An 18,406-nucleotide genomic window follows, 5' to 3' on the forward strand; every position below is an offset into this window, starting at 1 on the left:
CGACAACACACAGGGCGTTGAGAACCCAACCCCGTAGCACGACGTGAAAGAGCCCCCGCTCAACTCGAGCGGGGGCTCTTTCACGTCTGCGGACGTAAGCTAGTTCTTTGCCGCCAGATGACGGCCCGAGGCGCTGTGGCGGCGCTTCACGGAACCAATCATACGGCACACCAGGTAAATCAGGAAGGAAATGCTCGTCACGTACGGGCTAATCGGCAGTGAGCCGGCCAGCGCCAGCATAATGCCGCCCACGATGGAGGCCTCAGCGAAAAGCACTGAAAGCAGCAGCGTGCGCAGCGGAGAAGCCGTCACCTGCATCGCCGCCGCCGCCGGGGTTATCAGCAGGGCCAGCACCAGCAGCGAACCGACCACCTGCACCGACAGCGCCACCGCGATACCCAGCACAACCATGAAAACCAGCGAGAGGAAGCGCATCGGAACGCCCTTCGCCCGAGCCACGTCCGGGTCGAGGGAGGCGAAGCTCAGGGGCCTCCACACAATAATCAGCAGGGCAATAATGACCACCGCACCAATAATCATGGTGTTCAGCTGGTCGGCATCCACGGACACAATCTGACCGGTGAGCAGGCCAAACTTATTCGCACTACGACCCTGATACAGCGAAAGGAACAGAATACCCAGCCCCAGGCCGAAGGGCATGAGTGCGCCAATCACCGAGTTCGACTCGCTCGCCTTGGACCCAATCATCGCAATCAGCAGGGCCGAGGCAATCGAGCCAACCATGGAGCCGGTGACCACGTCGTAGCCCAGAAGCAGGGCCAGGGCCGCTCCCGCGAAGGACATCTCAGAAATGCCGTGCACCGCGAAGGCGTGATCGCGCATCATCACGAAGATGCCGACGAAGCCACCAATGAGGCCCAGCACAGCACCCGCAAAAATGGAGTTCTGCAGCATATGCAACAGCTCGCCGTAACGGTCAAACACGAAGATGCGCGAGAGCAAATCACCCTGCGTGCTGGATGCAGCGGCGGCCAACGCGGGGAGGGAAGAGAGAATGGTCATCGAGCGGTTCCTCCCGATAGGTGCAGGGTGCCGGACGCGTCGCCGGGCTGTGCCTCGACTCGCAGGTGGGCACCGTGGATATTCTGGTCGCCACCTTCAATGTGGCAGTGATCGCTGGCGTGGGTCTCCCCCACCACCACGTAGCGGCCGTTGGACTTGAGCACACTCACCGGAGTTCCGTACAGGGAGGTGAGGGTCTCGCTCGTCATAACCTCTTCGACCGAACCAACCGTAAAGCGGCCGTTGGCCAGGTAGAGCACGCGATCCACGTGCTCGATAATCGGGTTGATCTCGTGCGTCACGAAAATTACCGAGACTCCGTGCTCGCGGTTGAACCGGTGAATCAGCTCCGCCACGGCGTACTGATGGTTTAGGTCTAGGGAGAGGAGCGCCTCATCGGCCAGCAGAATCTTTGGGTCGTTCGCGAGGGCCTGGGCAATGCGCAGGCGCTGCTGCTCACCGCCGGAGAGCAGACCCACCGGAACGTTGGCGTACTCGGTGGCGCCCACCGCCTCCAGCAGCTCGTCGACCTTGGCACGGTACTTGCGGCCGTGCAGGCGGATACCCCAGCGGTGCCCGTCCACGCCCAGGCCCACGAGGTCGCGAGCGCGCATCGGGGTGGAGGGATCGATTGCCTTCTGCTGGGGCACGTACCCGACACCGGGGTTGCCCAGGCGGGCGGGCTTGCCGAGCACCGAAATTTCGCCGGAGTTAAGACCGGTCAGTCCGAGGATGACCTTGAGGAAGGTTGATTTGCCGGAGCCGTTCGGGCCGAGCACCGCGAAGTACTCCCCGGCCCCAATATCGAGGGTGAGATTTTTCCAGAGGGTGCGGGCCCCGAAAGCGAGGCTACCCCCGCGAATCGAAATCGCGGGGGTGGCACCGTTATTGTTATCAGTCACTTAGGAGAGCGCCTTTTCGAGGTTGCTGACGTTGGTCTTCATCCAGGCCAGGTAGTCGGTGTTCTCGGGCAGGGTTTCGGTGAAGGATACGTAGTTTACGGAAGCGTCCTTCGCGGTCTGCAGCACCTCGTTCGTCTGGGAGGTGGCGGTCTGCTCGTTGTAGGCCAGCAGCTGCACCTTCTTCTCGCTGATAAGGTCCTTGGTTTCCTTCAGCACGAGGGCGGGAACGTCGTTACCCGCTTCGACAGCCTCGGCGAACTCGCTGGGGGTTGCGTTCTCGGCGCCGGTGGAGGAGATCAGGTAATCGGGTACGGGCTCGGTGGAGAGGTACTTCTTGCCCGCACCGGAGATGGCCTTTGCGGAGGCTTCGAGGCCGTCCAGCTCCTTGACGAAGTTGGCGGCGTTCGAGCGGTAGGCCTCAGCGTGCACGGAGTCCAGGGTGGCGAGGTCCTCGGCAATCTGCTGGGCAACCTTCTTCATGGTTTCGAAGTCGTACCAGAGGTGCTCGTTGAACTCGTGAGCGTGGGCGTGATCGCCGCCGTCCTCATGGTGTTCGCCGCCGCGGTGGTCCTCGACCAGGTGGTCGTACTCTGCATCGGTGAGCTTGCCGCTGACCTTGACCGCGTTCACGACCTTCTGGGAGGCGTTATCCTTGCCGGCCAGGTCTTCAAGGAACAGATCGTAGCCCGCGCCGTTGATGACGATCAGGGATGCGTCCTTGGCCTTGAGTCGGTCGGAGCTGGTGGCTTCGTAGGAGTGGGGGTCGGTGCCGGTGGAGGAAATCAGCGCGCTGACCTCAACGTTGTCGCCACCGACCTGCTTAACGATATCGGCGTACACGTCGGTGGAGGCGAGCACCTTAACCTTGCCGTTCGAGTTAGCGGAGGCGCTCGAACCGGAGGAGCTGTTCTCGGTGGCGCAGCCGGTCAGAAAGAGGGAGGTCGCCGCGAGAGATCCCAGCGCGGTGAGGAAGTGCTTGCGGGTGATGGGGCGATGCGACATATCGTTCTCTTTCTGTTCGTCTGCTGATGTGTTTCTTCCGTTTCTTAACTACACCACGCGCATACCCGTATAAACAACTCTTTATTTGTTGTCCCGACCGGGCGAATACCCGCGTTCGATGCCCTTTGGAGGCATGCCTTATCGACGGTTCAGGTACGCAAATGCCCCGTGCTTCAGGGCAGTGGGCGCTGAAGCGCGGGGCATCGTTTCTGCCGCAGACGGTCACCGGAGGGTAGGGTCCTCGAGTAGCCGAGCCGAGGGGCCGGACGTCGCCTTAGTCGGCGTCCCGACCCGCAGCACGGGCACGCTGACGGCGAATACGTTCGCGCACCTCGTCCTGTGTAGTGTCGTTGATTTCGCCGACGAGCTCCTCGAGCACGTCCTCCAGGAAGACCACACCCAGGGTGCGGCCGTGACTGTCCATGACCTGCGCGATGTGGGTTCGGGTGCGCTGCATCGAAGTCAGCGCATCGTCGATATCCGTGGTCGGCGAGAGCGTATCCAGAGAGCGCAGCTTATACCAGGGGAAGGGCTCGTTGAATCGCTCCGGGGAGACGGCGAGCGCGTCCTTCACGTGCAGGTATCCCATATAGGTTCCGTCGCTGTCGGTGATGACGAAGCGAGAGTAACCGCTGCGGGCCACGGCGTGCTCCAGCTCTGCGGGGGTGCTGCCGAAGGGCAGGGTGACGAGCTTGTCACCGGTCACCATGATGTCGGAGATTTCCTTCTCGGTGAACTCGAGGGCGCCCTCGATCACGCCGGCGTCATCCTCCACGGTACCTTCGGCGGTCGAGGTGGCCACGATGGTCTGCAGCTCGCCCAGGGTGAAGGTCGAGGCAACCTCGTCCTTAGCTTCGACCTTCATGAGGTGCAGCAGGCTGTTGGAGAGGTTATTGAGCAGAGCCACGATGGGTGCGAAGACCTTGGAGACACGCACCAGCGGCGGCACAACCCAGAGGGCCAGGCCTCGGGCGGCGAGGGTGACGGTTGCGTTCTTGGGCACCATTTCGCCGAAGATGACGTGCAGGTAGGTCACCAGGATGAGGGTGATGCCGAAGGCCAGCACGTCGACGACCGCGGTGGGCAGGCCAACCAGGTGCATGGGCATCTCCAGCAGGTGGTGTAGCGCAGGCTCCGAGACATTCAGGATGAGCAGCGAGCAGATGGTGATGCCCAGCTGGCAGGTGGCGAGCATGAGCGAGACGTGTTCAAGGGCGTAGATGACGGTCTGCGCCCGTTTGTTACCTTCCTCCGCGAGGGGCTCGACCTGTGCACGTCGGGTGGACATGATGGAGAACTCACCGGAGACGAAGAAGGCGTTTCCGGCAAGCAGCAGGACCAGCAGTGCGATGGCTACCCAGTCGTTCATGCGCGTACTCCCTTCTTCGGTGCGGTGTCCTCGTGAGCCGAGTTTTCTTCAGAGTCGGGGGTGAATCGGATGCGGTCAACGCGCCGGCCTTCGAGGGCGTCAACGCGCAGGGTGCCCCCGGTGACCGGGACGGTGTCGCCGATTTCGGGGATGCGGCCGAGTCGATCCATCATAAAGCCGCCGACCGTCTCGTACTCGGGGCTTTCCTCAACCTCGAGTCCGGGAATAAGGGCGTTGATTTCGTCGGGGCGGCGCAGGCCGGAGAAGACCCAGTCGCCGTTGCCGTAGCGCAGGGGGCGCTCGGTGCGTCCGCGGTCGTGTTCGTCGGAGACTTCGCCGACGATTTCTTCAACGAGGTCTTCGAGCGTTGCGATACCCGCGGTTCCGCCGTACTCGTCGAGGACCACGGCAAGCTGCAGGGCTCCCTGGCGCAGCTGGGTGAGCAGCGCGTCCAGGTGCAGGGTCTCGGGGACCTGCAGAACGTCTTCGGCGAGCGCGCCGGCCTCGAGGGTGCCGCGCACTTCGGGGGGAACGCCCACGGCCTTCTTGACGTGCACAACACCCACAATGTTGTCGTGGTCGCCCTTGTAGATCGGGAATCGGGAGTGGCCGGTGGAGCGTGCCAGCTCGATGATATCGCTGACGGGTGCGGTGTCCTCGAGCATGGAGACCTGACCTCGCGGGGTCATGACCTCGGAGGCGGTCAGCTCGGAGAAGCGCAGGGTGCGGTCCAAGAAGCGGGCTACGGCTGAGTCGAGGGTACCTTCCTTAGCGGAGCGACGCACCATCGAGGAGAGCTCGTCGGGGGTGCGGGCGGCGGAGAGTTCTTCTTTGGCTTCCATGCCGAAGCGGCCCAGAATCCAGTTTGCGGAGCCGTTCATGATGCGCACGAGCGGCGAAATAATGCGGGTGAAGTTCAGCTGGAAGGGGGCAAGGCGGCGGGCCACGTTGTAGGGGTCCGCGATGGCGAGCCCCTTGGGCAGCAGTTCGCCCATCACCATGGACAGCAGGGTCGCGATGAGCATCGCGAGGACGAGGGTAAGAACGTCGGTTAATCCGCTTGGCAGGCCCAGGCTACCGATGGTGCCCGTGGTGAGCGCCTTGATGGCGGCGTCGAGGGTGTAACCGGTAAGCAGGGTGGTGATAGTGATGCCGATCTGGCAGCTGGAGAGCTGCGTGGATAGGGTCTTGAGGCAGCGCAGGACGGCGTCTGCGGCCTTGTCGCCGGAGTCTTTGGCCTGCTGCACGGTGGCGGCTTCGAGGGCCACGAGAGAGAACTCGACGGCCACAAAGAATCCGGTTCCAAGAATGAGCAATAGCCCGATCAGCAGAAGAATCAGATCCACTCGGTCACCACCTCGGTTCGGAGCGATGCGCCGAGCACGGGTAGAGTAGCGGTCGGGTCGCGGAATAGTGCGGGTACTCCGCGCTGGTCTGTGTGTACGTTCGTACTCGAAGGGTCATCCATACCCCATATTCTAGCGAAGGTTCCGGGCCGCCTCGTTGCTCCGGGTCGGTTCCGTTCTGGGCGGAAGGCCTCGTGAGGGGCTTTATGGCGGCCCTTAGCTTATTTGAACCGTGTTGAGTGAAAAATTGCATTGTCTACATACTGTTCTCAGGTGGAAACTTCACGGTGATTCTCTCTACACTTATACATAGGAGCATGAGTGTGCCGCCAAGCAAGCGGATGAACTCCGGAGTTCACGGCACGCTAGGCAGGTTTGTACGGTGCACACCCCGCACATACGGCCTCTACCGCAGGCGATGCGCACATGCTCAGCGTGATGATTCGCCCCTCGAAGACGCGGGTCGTCTATGCCGGGGTGAGTCCCGGACGCGACGGATAAATTCACACTAATTGGAAGAGGCGTTTAACGTGCCAAATCTGCCAGAACATCTGGTGCCTGAGGAATTTGCCGGTAACGAATGGTTCGTTGAAGAACAGTACGAGCGTTACCAGAAGGACAAGAACCTCGTGGACCCTTCATGGTGGCCCATTTTTGAGACCATCGATAAGGCGCTGGGAGGCGCCGGTACCGCGAGTGCTCCGAGCCCCGCCGCAGCCGCACCGGCTGCTCCCGCAACTCCCGCCGCCGTTCCGGCGGCTCCTGCAGCCCCCACCGCTCCCGTGGCATCGAAGCCTACGAAAGCGCCTGCTACCCCCTCCCCCGCACCTGCTACTCCGAAAGCTAATACCGTGGAACCTGCTGAAGACAAGATTGTCCCCCTGCGTGGCCCTGCTAAGGCAGTCGTCACGACCATGGAAGAGTCGCTGACCGTCCCCACCGCTACGACTGTTCGCGCGGTCCCCGCTAAGCTTCTGATTGAGAACCGTAGCGCCATCAACAAGTACCTGGCCAGCACCCGCGGCGGCAAGGTTTCCTTCACCCACATTATTGGTTACGCGGTCATCCGCGCCGTTGCGGCTATGCCCTCTATGAACGTGACCTACAACGTGGATGAGAAGGGCAAGCCCGTTGCCGTCCACAACGCTCACGTGAACTTCGGTCTGGCAATTGATATCCCCCGCCCCGATGGTTCGCGTAACCTGGTGGTTCCGAACGTTAAGGGTGCCGAGCAGCTGAGCTTCCGCGAGTTCTGGGACGCTTACAACGACATCGTCAAGCGCGGCCGTAACGGCGCGCTGACCATCGAAGATTTCCGCGGCACCACTGTGTCGCTGACCAACCCCGGCGGTATCGGTACCGTTCACTCGGTGCCCCGCCTGTCGAAGGGCCAGGCCGCCATTATTGGTGTGGGTGCTCTCGAGTACCCGGCTGAGTTCCGCGGTCTGTCCGAGAAGCTGATTACTCAGCAGGGCCTGTCGAAGATTATCACCCTGACCAGCACCTACGATCACCGCGTGATTCAGGGCGCCGGTTCCGGTGAGTTCCTGAAGCTGGTCGAGCACTACCTGCTCGGCGGCGATGACTTCTACGACGCTATCTTCCGCGACCTGCGCATCCCGTTCGAGCCGGTGCGCTGGGCCCGCGACAACCACATCGACGACGAGCACGAGATTTCGAAGGTCGCCCGTATTCAGCAGCTGATTCACGCGTACCGCGTGCACGGCCACCTGACCGCGGCAACCAACCCCGTCGGCTACAAGATGCGTTCGCATCCGGACCTGAAGCTGGAGCGCTACGGCCTGACCCTGTGGGATCTGGACCGCGTCTACCCGACCGGTGGCTTCGGCGGCGCCGAGCGTCTGCCGCTGCGCACCATCCTGGAGCGTCTGCACGAGGCATACTCGGGTTCCCTCGCGGTCGAGTACATGTACTCCGAAGACCCCGAGGTGCGCGCATGGTTCCAGGAGCGTCTGGAGCACGGTGCGACCAAGCCCAACCGCGAAGAGCAGCTGCGCGTGCTCTCGAAGCTGGTTGAGGCCGAGGCATTCGAGCACTTCCTGCAGACCAAGTACCTGGGTCAGAAGCGATTCTCCCTCGAGGGTGGCGAATCCCTGATTCCGCTGCTGGATGCCGTTCTTGACAAGGCAGCCAACAAGGATCTGAAGGGCGTTGCCATCGGTATGGCACACCGCGGTCGCCTGAACGTGCTGACCAACATCGCGGGCAAGTCCTACGCTCAGATCTTCCGTGAGTTCTCCGGAACCGCCGCTCCCTACGAGGGCGGTTCGGGTGACGTGAAGTACCACCTCGGCACCGAGGGCGTCTTCACTTCCGATTCCGGCAAACAGACCCAGGTGTATGTGGCCGCTAACCCCTCGCACCTCGAAGCCGCTAACACCGTGCTCGAGGGTATTGTCCGCGCTAAGCAGGACGTCTACCGCGAGCAGGGCGTTGAGGGCCACCCGGTTCTGCCCATCCTGATTCACGGTGACGCAGCGTTTGCCGGCCAGGGCATCGTCATGGAGACCCTGCAGATGGCAGACCTGAAGGCTTACACCACCGGCGGCACCCTGCACATCGTGGTGAACAACCAGATCGGTTTCACCACCCTGCCCAACGACGGCCGTAGCGCAACCCACCCCACCGACATTGCGCGTATGACTAAGGCTCCGGTCTTCCACGTCAACGCTGATGACCCGGATGCCGTGGTCCGCGCCGCACGCCTGGCCTTCGAGTACCGCGAGCGCTTCGGTCGCGACGTGGTCGTCGATCTGATTTGCTACCGCCGCCGCGGTCACAACGAGGCTGACGATCCGTCGATGACCCAGCCGAAGATGTACCAGGACATCGACGCTCTGCCTTCGACCCGCACCCTGTACGCACAGGATCTGGTGGGCCGTGGCGATGTCTCCCAGGAGGAGGCAGACGAGGTTCTGGATTCCTACCACTCGAAGCTGGACGCTATCTTCGTCGAGACCCAGTCCTCGGCACCGGCTCCGACCGCTCCACACGTTTCCGGTCTGGAACTGCCGGCTGCTCAGCAGAACACCGAGGTGGTTCACGCCGGCAAGACCGCAATCTCCCTGGAGACTCTCCAGCGCATTGCCGATGCCTTCGGTAAGGCTCCCGAGGGCTTCACCGTCCACAAGAAGCTGAAGAAGCTCATGGACCAGCGCGTTGAGATGGGCCGTAGCGGTAACGTGAACTGGGGTATGGGCGAACTGCTCGCCTTCGGTTCGCTGCTGCTGGAGGGCACCGACGTTCGCATGAGCGGTCAGGATGTTCAGCGCGGTACCTTCGTTCAGCGTCACGCGGTCCTGCACGACCACCTGACCGACGAAGAATGGTCGCCGCTGCAGCATCTCTCCGAGAACCAGGGTAAGTTCCGTATCTACAACTCCTTCCTCTCGGAGTACGGCGTGCTCGGCTTTGAGTACGGCTACTCGGTGGAGCGCCCCGACTCGATGGTCGTGTGGGAGGCTCAGTTCGGTGACTTCGCCAACGGCGCCCAGACCATCATCGACGAGTTCGTCTCCTCCTCCGAGCAGAAGTGGGGCCAGCGCTCCTCGCTGGTTATGCTGCTGCCTCACGGCTACGAGGGCCAGGGTCCTGACCACTCTTCGGCACGCATCGAGCGTTACCTGCAGCTGTGCGCCGAGAACAACATGACCGTTGCGGTCCCCTCGACCCCGGCTTCGCACTTCCACCTGCTGCGCCGCCACGCTCAGCACCGTCCGTACAAGCCGCTGGTGGTTATCAGCCCCAAGCAGTTGCTGCGTCTGAAGGCCGCCGCATCCTCGATTGAGGACTTCACCGAGGGCTCGTTCCAGCCGGTGATTGGCGACCGTTCGGGCATTAACCCGGCTCAGGTGGAGCGCCTGGTCTTCGTGTCCGGTCGTCTCTACTACGATCTGGAGGCCGAGCGTGAGCGCCGCGGCGACACCAAGACCGCAATCGTCTCGGTGGAGCAGCTGTACCCGCTGCCCGAGAGGGAGATCAAGGAACAGCTTGCCCTGTACTCCAACGCAACCGACCTTGTGTGGGCTCAGGACGAGCCGGCCAACCAGGGCCAGTGGCCGTTCATGGCGGTCAACCTGCTGCCGCTGCTCGACCGCCGCGTGCGTCTGGCTTCCCGCCCGGCCGCTGCTTCCCCGGCAGCCGGTACCGGTAAGCTGCACGCCGCCGAGAACGAGGCTCTGCTCAAGCAGGTCTTCGAAGGCTAAACGGTTGAAGTTCTAACCGTTCACAACCCGTCGCCCCGTCAGGTACGCCTGGTGGGGCGACGGGTTTTTGGTCTCGGATGCTTGTGGATAGGGGATTAAGTTCGAAAACCGGCCCGTAAGCGCTTATCCTAGATATAAAGACTATTACTCACGTGCCCCGCCGCCTCTCACGGCGGGTCCATCCTGCAGAAGAAAGAATTCCGTGGAGCAACGCAATATTCGAATTGTGGCAGTCGGCGATGACCTGCTCGCCGGTGTTGGCGATCCCCGTACCCTCGGCTGGTTCGGCCGCGTCATGGCACGCACCCCGCAGACCACCGCATCCATCGCGGCGTACAACCTGGCCGCACCCAATGAAGGCAGCGAACAGCTCAACGCTCGCTGGTTTGAGGAGGCCCGCCGCCGCTTTATTCCGGGCGCCGACAACCGCCTCGTCATCGCTCCGTCGACCTTCGACATCGATTTGGGTCTGACCAGCGCACGCTCCCGCTTGAACCTGGCTAACATTGTGGACATGGCCTCGCAGAACAACATCAAGGTTCTGGTCGTCGGTCCCCCTCCGACCCTGGATGCCGAGCGTAACCGCCGCATCGCCGATCTGTCGGCCGCATACGCCGATGTCGTGACCCGCCGTAACCACGTGTACGTGGACACCTTCAACCCGCTGCTGCACCACGAGCAGTGGCGCAACGACCTGGCAGCAAATGACGGTCGCCCCGGCCAGTCCGGTTACGGCCTCATGGCCTGGCTTGTGTTGCACCGCGGCTGGTACAACTGGCTGAACATCCCGGAGCACGGCTAATCCTTTGGAAGAGGAAGGCGAAGAAACTTCGTGTTTTTTCGCTCATATCTCGGTTCCAAGATGCAATCAGGCCGTTTCTATGAAAAAATAGACGGCGTTGCCCCTATAGCGTGGACCACCGATTTTCGGTGACCGCCTCTCACAGGGCAGTTAACGAGGAACGCGCACCGCGAAGGTGGGGCGTGTTTCCATGAACACTATAAGGAGGCTCTCATGAGCAAGCGCGGTCGTAAGCGCAAGGACCGTCGTAAGGGCGGCGCAAACCACGGTAAGCGCCCCAACGCATAAGGTATCTTGCATACACTTTAAAACCCCGGCGTATCGAATCTTCTATTCGAACCCGGGGTTTTGCTTTACCCCCCTCATCACCCGGGTGCGGGGAATAAAGCCCCAAATCAGACGTTATGTTCTACGGTGACCGTATGGAGCGTTCCCGTAGAGAGGAGGAATCATGGCCGAGACCGCAGACACTCAGAGTGTCAGTGCCAAGGACACCCGCGAGCTACGTGAACGTTTTACCGCACAGGCCATGCAGTACGTGGACCAGCTCTACAGCGCGGCCCTACGCATGAGCCGCAACCCCGCCGACGCTGAAGATCTGGTGCAGGAGACCTATATGAAGGCCTTCGCGTCCTATCACCAGTTCACCGAGGGTACGAACCTGAAGGCGTGGTTGTACCGCATCCTCACGAATACGTACATCAACCTGTACCGCAAGCGTCAGCGCGAACCGCAGCAGAGTCAGGGTGAAACCGTCGAGGACTGGCAGCTGGCAGCTGCTGGCGATCACGACGCCGTGGGTCTGCGTTCGGCGGAGGCCGAGGCGCTGAGCTCCCTGCCGGGCACCGAGGTGCGTGAGGCACTGAGCTCCCTCCCCGAGGATTTCCGCATGGTGGTGTACTACTCCGATGTCGAAGGCTTCGCCTACAAGGACATCGCCGAGATTATGGACATCCCGATAGGTACGGTCATGTCCCGTCTGCATCGTGGACGACGCATCCTGCGAGAAAAGCTACTCGACTACGCGAGGGAGAACGGTCTGCGCCCCTCCACGGTTGCCAAGGTTGAGGCGAAGGCCGCCGCCTCGGCAGCCAAGGCCGCGGCGAAAACCTCCCCCAAATCGGTTTAGCCCCCTCAAAAAACGTTTGCCCCACTTGCTTCCCCCTGCACCTTCCGTGTGAAAGGAACCTCCGATGTCTGATACCCCGAATACCTCTGCTGCCCCTTCTGAAGACTGCGGCGGCGAACCCTGTTCCACGACCCTCAAGAAGCTCTACGAGTTCCTGGACGGCGAGCTGAGCAGCGAACAGGTGCGCACGATTCAGCGCCACCTCACCGCCTGCCCCGAGTGCACCGATGTCAAGAACTTTGAGCTGGCGCTCCGCGAGAAGATGCGTTCCTCCTGCGCGCAGAAAGCTCCCGCGGAGCTCAAGAGCCGTCTGCTGCAGGATGTGCGAGACTTCTGCGAGCAGGTGCACCGCTAGGCACTGAGTCTCCCCACTCTGCTTTTCAGCTTTTCTTATAGGGCCTGCCCGGCGCTCCCCTCGAGCACCGGGCGGGCCCGTCTCATCCGGGGGTTCCGGCGGGGTGCGCTAAACCTTCACCCGGTAGAATAGACCTAGACCGTCTACGGATTCCGCCGAGTGCGGGCTACCCTCCGTAGCATGCCGATTTGGAAGAGGATTTATGAGCGACGCATCAGTGCAGCTGTCCGCGGGTGATTGGCCCGCTCCCCCGGCCCCCGCTTCGGCCCTCGGTCGTCACGCGACGGTGCATATCCCCGGTTCGAAGTCGCTCACAAACCGATACCTGCTCCTGGCTGCTCTGGCCGATTCTCCCTCGTACCTACGCGCGCCTCTGCACTCCCGCGATTCTGCCCTCATGATTGAGGCGCTACGCCGCCTGGGTGCCGGGGTTGAGCTCATTCCCACCGATTCGCCCTTCGGCCCCGACCTGCGGGTTACCCCGTTGGATTTCTCCGCGTCAGCCGAGCCTTCCGGGGTTCGCGAGGCTCACCGCGTCAGTATTGACTGCGGTCTGGCCGGCACCGTGATGCGTTTCGTACCCGCCCTGGCGGCCCTGCTACCCGGTGAGTTCGCCTTTGACGGCGACCCTCACGCACGCCAGCGTCCCATGGGCCCCGTGCTGGAGGGTCTGCGCCAGCTGGGCGTGCGCGTGGACTGCGCCGAAGCGCCCGATGCTCTACCCTTCATTCTGCGTACCCCGGGCCTGGCCTCCGTGCCGGTGGACGAGGCTCCCGTCGTGCGCATCGACGCTTCTTCCTCTTCCCAGTTCGTCTCTGCGCTTCTGCTCATGGCTCCGCGCCTGCCGAAGGGGCTCGTACTCGTGCACGAGGGCTCCTCGGTTCCCTCGATTCCGCACATTCAGATGACGGTTGAGGCGCTCCGCGAACGTGGCGTGCGGGTGCAGGAGCACTACCCCGCCGAGGGTGGCGAGTACCGCTGGGTCGTTTTCCCCGATTCTTTCCCCGGCTTCGAGGTCACCGTGGAACCCGATTTGTCGAATGCCGGCCCGTTCCTGGCTGCTGCCGTGGCCACGGGCGCCTCTGTGAGCGTTCCCCACTGGCCCGCCCCCGCGGCTGATTCCTCGGCCGGTACCACGCAGGTCGGCGATATGTGGCGCGAGCTTCTGCCGACCCTGGGCGCGCGCGTCGAGTATCGCGATGGTGCTCTGACCGTGACCGGCCCGCGTTCCCTGCCGGAGGGGCAGCTCAGCTACGACCTGTCGGCCGGAGGCGAGCTCGCTCCGACCATGGCCGCCCTGTGCGCGCTGGCGCACGGCCCCGTCGAGCTGCACGGCATTGCGCATCTGCGCGGCCACGAGACGGACCGCCTGGCCGCCCTGGCCGCCGAAATTAACCGTCTGGGCGGCCGTGCCCGCGATACCGAGGACGGCCTCGTGATTGAGGCCCCCATCCCCGCTGAGGTCCACGCCGAGACCGTGGTGGCCCGCACCTACGACGACCACCGAATGGCTACCTTCGCGGCCATTGTCGGCCTTCGCCGCGGCAACACCGTCGTGCAGAACGTGGGGACCGTCGCGAAGACGATGCCCGAGTTCACCTCCATGTGGGAGGGCATGCTCGCGCAGTGGGCCGGTGAGGCCCCAGAAGCCCCGCAGAACGCACAAACCACCGAGGAGGTGCGCTAATGGGTTCCTCCCGAATGAATGTTCGTGACTTCTCCGAGTGGGATGAATCGGATGTGCACGTTCGCCCCAACAAGAAGGGCTCCCGCCCCCGCACCAAGGACCGCCCCACCTTCAAGGAGGCCATTCGCGGCCGCGTGATTACCGTGGACCGAGGCCGCTGGTCCGTGGTCGTGGACGAGGGCACCGAGAACGAACGTACCCTGATTGCCGCCCGCGCCAAGGAACTACGCCGCACCCCGATTGTGACCGGCGACTTCGTGGACGTGGTGGGAGATACCTCGGGGGCGAAGGACACCCTGGCGCGCATCGTGCGTCTGGGTGAACGCACCTCCGTGCTACGCCGAAGCGCCGACGACACCGACCCCTCGGAACGCGTGGTCGTGGCCAACGCCCAGCAGCTTGTCATTGTGGTCGCTGCGGCCAATCCCGAACCGCGTACCGGTTTCATCGACCGCGCCGTGGTGGCGGCGGTTGATGCCGGAATCGAACCGATTCTGTGCATCACGAAGACCGATGTGCGTTACCCCCAGCATCTGCTGGACTATTACGCCGCCAGCGGCCTCAAGATTGTTCTCTCGGCCTCCTCGGACGGCCTGGCCCCCAGCCAGGACGGTGCCCAGGGCCTCGAGTCGGCTCCCGTGCAGGAGCTGTTGCAGGAGCTGCTGGGCGAGGTATCGGTCCTGCTGGGCCACTCGGGCGTGGGTAAGTCCACATTGGTGAACGCGCTGACCGGTTCGGATCGCGCAACCGGCCACGTGAACGCGGTGACCGGTCGAGGCCGACACACTTCCTCCTCGGCCCTGGCCCTGCGCCCCGTGGAGCGCGATGGCCGCCCGGTCCCTGCGGGTACCTGGATTATCGATACCCCGGGTATCCGCTCCTTCGGCCTGGCGCATGTGCCGCGTGAGACCGTGGTCGATGCTTTCGTCGACTTGGCCCCCGGTGCCGCCGACTGCCCGAAGGGATGCACCCACGCAGCGCAGGCCCCCGATTGCGGAATCGAAGCCTACGTGGCCGCCGGGAAGGCGGGCCCCAGCGGCCCCGAGCGTCTGGAGTCGCTACGCAAGCTCCTGCTGCTGACCCCCGAGGAGGGGGACTCCGAGAAGGAACTGGGCGCCCTCGCCTAGCCACACACCGATTACTACCGTGAGAAGAGCCAACCAACCATGAGCCGTACCCCGCTGTACACCGACGACCTGCGTCTCGCGCACATTTTGGCCGATAGCGTGGACCGGGTCAGCTCCGCCCGTTTCCGTGACCGTCCCGCATACTCCCCCGCGGAGGACGGCCCCGCTATCCCCGAAGAGGAGCAGAAGCCCGCTGAGTCCGCGCCCCTGGCGCCCTGGCAGCGTGCCGCGCAGCAGAGTACCGAGCCCGAACCGGTCGTGCCGGAGGCGCCCGCCGATTATGCGCTGGAGGTTGCTCTAGAAATTGAGGAGCTGTTGCGGGCTCAGCTGTCGAGGGTCCGCACCCGCGACGGCATCGCCGGCGAACACGCGGGCCACAACGGCCAGGCGGCGCGCCAGTGGGTTATTGCGCCCCTCGCGGAGCTGGATAACTTCCGCCGCGGCGTTCCCGTGTGGGCCACCCTCATCGCTCTGCTGGACCAGGGTGAGCCTGTGGTGGGCGTGGTCTCCGCCCCGTCGCTGGGCCGTCGCTGGTGGGCCGCTCGCGGTTCTGGCGCGTACACGGGCAAGTCGCTCGCGCAGGCGACCCGCCTTCAGGTTTCTGAGGTGACGCAGCTCGATCTTCTCTCCGTAGCGTACACGGATATCGCCTCGTGGGAGCAGGCTGACTCCTCCCTCCCGAACCTCACCCCGCGCCTGCTACACCTGCTACGTTCCGCAAGCCGTTCCCGCGCCTACGGGTCCTTCTGGTCGGCGTGCCTGCTCGCCGAGGGGGCCGTGGATACCGTGGTGGATCCGGCCCTTTCCTTCTTCGAGGTGGCGGCTCTCCTCCCGATCATCCGTGAGGCCGGCGGCGTTGCCTCTACCCTCGAGGGCAACCTGCCCGAGCACGCCGGTACGTCCGAGACGGTATCGTTGGTGGCCAGTAATACCGCAGCGGTTCAGGAACAGGTCCTCCAAATCCTTAACACGGAGGGTTAGGCCTCCTTCTCCCGCCGGACTTATCTCGGCGGAGCCGCGCATACGATAAAGGCGGCGGCACCCCAATACGGGGTGCCGCCGCCTTCCTGCGTTATATCGCTTTCTTAGAGAGCGACGAATAGAACGCCCAGCAAGGCCAGAATGCTCAGGCCTGCAAGGACATAGGCGAAGATATTGAAGGTGTTCATCTTCGAGGTGTACTTGGTGACGTGGCCGCTATTGACCTGCGCGGAATAGATGGCCAGCCAGATAGCAATACCGGCGGGAATCAGGCCCGTCAGGAATAGACCGACGACCGAGGTCGAGTCGTAGGCTAGCGAGCTGGAACGGTAGCCGCGGCTACTCATCTCACTCATCTCGAGGGCACGCAGGCCCACAACCATCCAGGCGTAGATGGTGAGCGCCAGGGCTCCCAGGCCGGAGCAGAAGGCGCCGATGGAGTAGTAGTAGCCGGGGCCGCGGAAATCGCTGGTGGCGTCGCCGTAGGGGCGGCGGTGTTCTTCGGGGACGGTGTACTCGGCCGGGATACGATGGTAGGTATCGTCACGCTCGGGGTACGCGGCGGGTGCGATAGCCACTCCCGCGGGTGCACCGGGCTGACCGTTCGGAGCACCGTAGGCGGGCTGGAAGGAGGGAGCTGCGCCGGGTCCTCCAGGCTGAGCCTGCGAAGCGCCGTAGGGAGCGCTATTGTTCGATGCCGTGGCGAATCCGCCCTGGGCGCCGCCGGAAGCGGGGGTGGGGTTCTGGTTATCCATGGTGTGTCCTTATTCGGGTGTCGCCGAGCTCCGGTGCGTGACGGTACGCTCCGAGAGCCCCCGGCAACGTGGGTATCCATTGGCTCTCTATCGTTCATCATACGGCTACGAAAGCTCAAGCGTCGCGGCGTCGGAACAATATCTACACTTTGATACTACGTCATGAGTTCTCTCTACGTCTTCTTACGTGACGTTCTCGTTACGATACGGTCGCACGTTCGCCCCGCAGCGGGTATAAAAATACCCGGCAGGTGACGCCGTGGGGCGTCCTGCCGGGTGGTAGAAACCTACCGCGGTTCTTCCTCTGGATTGGAACCGATAATCACCGCCGCACCCCTACTCGCTCCGCGAGGTTTCCGAGGCGGGCTATGAATCCATTGCCACCCTACGCCGTGCTATCCGCGGCGGTCACCTTCAGGCCGTCTACGCGGGCGATCGAGTCAAAGTTAGCGCCGAGGCACTCGATGCTTATGCGCGCGTCATCCGAGCGCTTCGCCTCCAACGGGGGGGTGAGCACCGATGAACGCAACAACAACCCGCCAGCGCAGGCCCATGCGAGCCCCTTCTGGCGGGTTGTTCTGCGCGAGCCGAGCGCCGTGCAGGCGCGGGTCAGAGAATGACCGCAGTGCCCGTCGCGATGGCGGCGAGCATGCCGTTGTCGGTGCCGGCGGTGAAGTAGTCGACCTTCACGCCGACGACCGCATTGGCGCCCATCGCCTCGGCACGGGCGCACATTTCATTGACGGCGGTCTCGGAGGCGCCGCCAATCTCTTCCTCGTACTGGGAGGCGCGGCCACCGAACAAGTTGGCCAGGCTCGCACCGATGTCTTTGAACATGTTGACACCGGAGATCGCTTCGCCGGAGACCATACCGATGTACTCCTTGACGGGTGCACCCTCAACAGTTGGGGTCGTCACAACAAGCATTATTCACTCCAATCATAGAGAGCTAACGTAACAACACTACCTGTCTTCTCGCGCTACGGCTAGTAGGCCACCGGCTGCACGAACACGAAGCTCCTAACACTTCACACTCGCCAGGCTGCCGCTATTCGGACTGTCAGTCTTCACCCGCGAGTTTATTCGGATGACGCACGATGGTCTTCAACTTGTCAGGTGTTACCTTGCGAGCGTCCGACAGATAAACCTCGTGGTGGCGCCGCTCCTCCGACAGGTCGATCTCGTAGCCTTGCTCGCGCGCGAAGGCATCCATGGCTTCGACCGTGGCAGGCTCGTCGTCGTAGCTACCGACGTGCAGACACTGGACGCAGAGCCCCTCGCGTACCCGAAGATACTCCGCAATCGAGCAGTCAATCTTCTTTTTCGCCGTCGCCTCCTCGACCGCCCAGCCGAAGACCTCCCGTGTCACGAAGTCGGGTAGACGGATAACGGCAATCCAGTTGAATACCTCCTTGTGGGCGTAGTCGACCCCCTCCACGGCGTCCTGCCGGGTGGTAGAAACCTACGGCGGTTCTTCCTCTTAGAAACTTCTAAGCGATGTTTTACACACTAGGTCCTTTAGGGGGTCCCTTAGGGAACTTTGAATCACTCTCAAGCGTCCTTCTGGCTGCAAAAGTGACCAAAAGACCTCCTAAAATTGCACTTAGAATTGATACTGGATTAAAGAACTCCCCGTCTCTGGCAAATGAGATAATCACCCAGAACACCGGAACAATAGTGAGAAAAAATCCTAGTGTAAATA

The 18,406-nt window shown here is 62.9% G+C and carries 16 protein-coding genes; 8 read left to right on the plus strand and 8 right to left on the minus strand.

Going from position 1 to position 18,406, the window contains the following annotated elements; all coding sequences use genetic code 11:
- Positions 1-99: 99 nt before the first annotated feature.
- From HMPREF2944_RS08435 to HMPREF2944_RS08455, 5 genes are all read right to left on the minus strand, one after another.
- Complete coding sequence (locus HMPREF2944_RS08435) at positions 100-1,023, minus strand: metal ABC transporter permease (protein ID WP_070682374.1); 924 nt, start codon at positions 1,021-1,023, stop codon at positions 100-102.
- Positions 1,020-1,925: a metal ABC transporter ATP-binding protein gene (locus HMPREF2944_RS08440; RefSeq protein WP_070682377.1), complete on the minus strand. Its 906-nt coding sequence runs from the start codon at positions 1,923-1,925 to the stop codon at positions 1,020-1,022. The genes HMPREF2944_RS08435 and HMPREF2944_RS08440 overlap by 4 nt, the downstream gene beginning before the upstream one ends.
- On the minus strand, positions 1,926-2,927 hold the full coding sequence (locus HMPREF2944_RS08445; protein WP_070682382.1) for a metal ABC transporter solute-binding protein, Zn/Mn family: 1,002 nt from the start codon (positions 2,925-2,927) through the stop codon (positions 1,926-1,928). It lies immediately after the preceding gene.
- Between the two features lie 274 nt (positions 2,928-3,201).
- Positions 3,202-4,296, minus strand: a complete 1,095-nt coding sequence (locus HMPREF2944_RS08450) for a hemolysin family protein (RefSeq protein WP_049333281.1) — start codon at positions 4,294-4,296, stop codon at positions 3,202-3,204.
- A complete protein-coding gene (locus HMPREF2944_RS08455; RefSeq protein ID WP_070682389.1) occupies positions 4,293-5,642 on the minus strand; it encodes a hemolysin family protein in 1,350 nt (449 codons plus the stop codon). The genes HMPREF2944_RS08450 and HMPREF2944_RS08455 overlap by 4 nt, the downstream gene beginning before the upstream one ends.
- A 530-nt stretch (positions 5,643-6,172) precedes the next feature.
- Between HMPREF2944_RS08455 and HMPREF2944_RS08460 the strand changes: the two genes are divergently transcribed.
- From HMPREF2944_RS08460 to HMPREF2944_RS08490, 8 genes are all read left to right on the plus strand, one after another.
- Positions 6,173-9,868 carry a multifunctional oxoglutarate decarboxylase/oxoglutarate dehydrogenase thiamine pyrophosphate-binding subunit/dihydrolipoyllysine-residue succinyltransferase subunit gene (locus HMPREF2944_RS08460; protein ID WP_070682391.1) on the plus strand — a complete coding sequence of 1,232 codons (3,696 nt, stop codon included), beginning with the start codon at positions 6,173-6,175 and terminating at the stop codon, positions 9,866-9,868.
- Between the two features lie 202 nt (positions 9,869-10,070).
- A complete protein-coding gene (locus HMPREF2944_RS08465) occupies positions 10,071-10,670 on the plus strand; it encodes a GDSL-type esterase/lipase family protein (protein WP_049333285.1) in 600 nt (199 codons plus the stop codon).
- A gap of 213 nt (positions 10,671-10,883) precedes the next feature.
- The gene (locus HMPREF2944_RS09515; RefSeq protein WP_095343185.1) at positions 10,884-10,958 is read left to right on the plus strand and encodes a 50S ribosomal protein bL37; all 75 of its coding nucleotides are present in this window, start codon (positions 10,884-10,886) and stop codon (positions 10,956-10,958) included.
- A 163-nt stretch (positions 10,959-11,121) separates the two neighbouring features.
- On the plus strand, positions 11,122-11,799 hold the full coding sequence (locus tag HMPREF2944_RS08470) for a sigma-70 family RNA polymerase sigma factor (RefSeq protein ID WP_049333287.1): 678 nt from the start codon (positions 11,122-11,124) through the stop codon (positions 11,797-11,799).
- Between the two features lie 64 nt (positions 11,800-11,863).
- Complete coding sequence (gene rsrA / locus HMPREF2944_RS08475) at positions 11,864-12,154, plus strand: mycothiol system anti-sigma-R factor (protein WP_049344032.1); 291 nt, start codon at positions 11,864-11,866, stop codon at positions 12,152-12,154.
- Between the two features lie 202 nt (positions 12,155-12,356).
- On the plus strand, positions 12,357-13,841 hold the full coding sequence (aroA, locus tag HMPREF2944_RS08480) for a 3-phosphoshikimate 1-carboxyvinyltransferase (protein ID WP_070682393.1): 1,485 nt from the start codon (positions 12,357-12,359) through the stop codon (positions 13,839-13,841).
- On the plus strand, positions 13,841-14,968 hold the full coding sequence (gene rsgA, locus HMPREF2944_RS08485) for a ribosome small subunit-dependent GTPase A (RefSeq protein WP_049344028.1): 1,128 nt from the start codon (positions 13,841-13,843) through the stop codon (positions 14,966-14,968). The genes aroA and rsgA overlap by 1 nt, the downstream gene beginning before the upstream one ends.
- A 39-nt stretch (positions 14,969-15,007) precedes the next feature.
- A complete protein-coding gene (locus HMPREF2944_RS08490) occupies positions 15,008-15,949 on the plus strand; it encodes an inositol monophosphatase family protein (protein ID WP_070682396.1) in 942 nt (313 codons plus the stop codon).
- Between the two features lie 104 nt (positions 15,950-16,053).
- Here the strand turns inward: HMPREF2944_RS08490 and HMPREF2944_RS08495 are convergent, their stop codons facing one another.
- The 3 genes from HMPREF2944_RS08495 to HMPREF2944_RS08505 form a co-directional block, all read right to left on the minus strand.
- Positions 16,054-16,704: a hypothetical protein gene (locus HMPREF2944_RS08495; RefSeq protein ID WP_070649186.1), complete on the minus strand. Its 651-nt coding sequence runs from the start codon at positions 16,702-16,704 to the stop codon at positions 16,054-16,056.
- Positions 16,705-17,313: 609 nt separating this feature from the next.
- Positions 17,314-17,631 carry a heavy metal-binding domain-containing protein gene (locus HMPREF2944_RS08500; protein WP_049333301.1) on the minus strand — a complete coding sequence of 106 codons (318 nt, stop codon included), beginning with the start codon at positions 17,629-17,631 and terminating at the stop codon, positions 17,314-17,316.
- Positions 17,632-17,764: 133 nt separating this feature from the next.
- Positions 17,765-18,142, minus strand: coding sequence for a GyrI-like domain-containing protein (locus tag HMPREF2944_RS08505; RefSeq protein ID WP_210398466.1), 378 nt, complete (start codon positions 18,140-18,142; stop codon positions 17,765-17,767).
- Positions 18,143-18,406 lie beyond the last annotated feature (264 nt).

This window comes from Rothia sp. HMSC072E10 (assembly GCF_001813965.1).
GTDB classification, from domain to species: Bacteria; Actinomycetota; Actinomycetes; order Actinomycetales; family Micrococcaceae; genus Rothia; species Rothia mucilaginosa_A.